Raw genomic sequence first — 2361 nt, 5'->3', positions numbered from 1 at the left:
CCCCGTCTCCTGTTCGATCCGACGGAGCGTCCACCCGAGCCGGCCAAGTGCCAGTATCTGCTGCTGTTTCTCTGCGTCCAAGACATTTGCCATGGCCGGCGAGGCTATCCGCCTCGCCCGCCTCAACGTCCTGGACGACTCCCCGTTCTATGGCCGGTTTTCAGGTGATCACGTATGGCCGCTTTTGGGTGTTCACCGAGGCGATCTGGTGGACAAGTCGACGCGCACGATCGGCGATTCGACTCTCATCAGAGTCAAGAAGGGTGCGAAGGCAGGCTTCGACGTGAGCCCGAGGCAGGTATAGATGGTCCGCGGCCAACTCCACCTCCACGAGGGCTTCAACCAGGTCGACAGCGAGAGTCGGCTCGGCCGACGTTACCGCAGAGAGACGGTCCCAGAGGAGACGACCTGTTGTCGGTCGCATCCCTGCAAGCCGAAGGGTCCGCGTTCCGAGCGGGAGGGCTTCCCGAGGAACCAGCTGAGGCAGGAGGAAAAACCACAACAGGTCGTCTGCTTCGCGTGAATCATGATCCTCAGCCTCAAGAACATCGAGCCGCCATTCCCAAAAAGAAACGAGTCTTGCCGGGAGGTGGGAATCCAACGTGTCGCCAGCGTCCTTCCAAGCAGAGTAGAGTCCCCAGTAGATTCGGTTCCCGACATCGGGAGTGACCGGGAAGAATGCCTCGACGATCCCGTCCACGTCGCCCACGGCGCAGTCTCCGCGGACGACGGCGATGAGAACGTGACGCCGAAGCCCAGCCAGGGGCGCCCAAGCGGACCTCTCGTCGGGCTCCTCGAATTGACTAACAGACTCCAGGTACAAGTGCCGGAACTCGCGGAAGCTCTCAGAGGAGTAGGAGCTGGTGACGGCGAACGTGGACCAGCAGGGGGTGTCGGCTAGCCGCACGGCCCCTTTCCGAAAAAGGGTAGGAAGTCGCTCTCGTGTCCAGGTGGGCGCAATCAGGAGCAACTGAGGTACATGCCTGCCTATCACCGAAAGCACGATCTCCCTGGACAGGCCGGCATGTTCAAGGAGAGACTCTAGGCGGCTGTGCAACCAATCTTCGGCATCGTCAGCCGCCGCAGGGCGGTTCTGTCGGTACTCCCACAGTCCGATCTGGACTACTAGCCGCACAACGTCCCCGACGAGGGAATTCAGGGAAGACGTAACTAGTGATTCGACGCGATTCTCGAGCGAGAGCGCGGGTCGCGTCTCAAGGGCGAAGGAGAGCCGGAGAGCAGCCTCTGCTGCACGATGAACGTCCTCCGCGAAATCGCTAGGCCCGTCTCGCTGTACAAGCAGCGCTAGGAGTTCGGTGCCCTCGCGAACCACCCGAACGCGATCCGAGATCGATGACGCAGCTTCGACGCTCCTTTCGGATGAAGCGCTTTGCATGACACAAGCGACTGCAACTTCTGTCGGTTCCTGCCAGTCAGCGTCGTCGGAGGCCTCGCACCTTGCCCTTAGGCCCCTCAAGCAAGCGACAACAAACCCATGCTTGAATGGCGCGTCGATCAGCTCTCGGCAGAGGTGGAGTGCATCTGCACCACCCTCAGCAACCGCCTGCCGGAGTGCTTCTTCCAGCCCCCGAGTACCTGCTGCACTGTCGTCGTCATGAGACCAGTTAGAGAGAAGATCTAGCAGTACTGGGCCGGGCATCGATGCGAGGTCGGAAGCGCTATAGGGGCTCTCATCTCCAACCCAGTACCCATCTGACGTGCTGAATCCGACTTCGTCCAGGTCCTGTTGCTCGCGCGTAGGGATCTGGTCCTCAACGCCAAGCTCCCGCGCCAAGTCAGCAAGCTCAGGCGGAATTCGATCATGAAACCACCGAACCCTTGGCTTCTGCCATGATTGAACTCGATCCCGGATGTCATGGATCGCGAGGATTCCCGGCTCGGAGCTGGGCCAGTTTCGAAGCGACTGACAAAGACGGCCGGCGCTGGGTCCCCGTCTAATCGTGTGGGCGAAGAGGATTCTTGCCGCAGGTGAAGCGTTAGAGAATTGCTCTCGAAGCAATAGAGCAACCTCTCTAGCCCCGAATGATGTCTCGGCGAGGGCCTCGTCGCCAACGGTCTCATCCAGTTCTGCTTGCAGACGTAGCCCGTGCGCGGCAAGCACCCGTAGCCTGATCCTCTGGAAGATCTCCCCGGATTTGTCTGCGAAGAGATCCCATGTCTCCCGAACAACCTCAGCTGGGAGGAACGGGTCGACGGCAGGGGGATGTCCCGTCCGCTGTTGATCTTCTCTGAGCGGCGGCTCCGGTTTGAATCCTAGGCGACGCGCTTTGCAGTCGCCTCTTCGCTGGTTTCGGACACGGTGAGAGCTCGGACGAGCTTCTCGATGTCGCGCCACCCTTG

General features: G+C 60.7%; 1 protein-coding gene. It reads right to left on the bottom strand.

Annotated features, from left to right (window positions below; genetic code table 11):
- Positions 1–160: 160 nt before the first annotated feature.
- On the bottom strand, positions 161–1795 hold the full coding sequence (locus tag GY937_07090) for a hypothetical protein (GenBank protein ID MCP5056479.1): 1635 nt from the start codon (positions 1793–1795) through the stop codon (positions 161–163).
- Positions 1796–2361 lie beyond the last annotated feature (566 nt).

The organism is bacterium (assembly GCA_024228115.1).
Taxonomy (GTDB): Bacteria; Myxococcota_A; UBA9160; order UBA9160; family UBA6930.
This window is presented reverse-complemented; position numbering and strand designations above follow the sequence as displayed.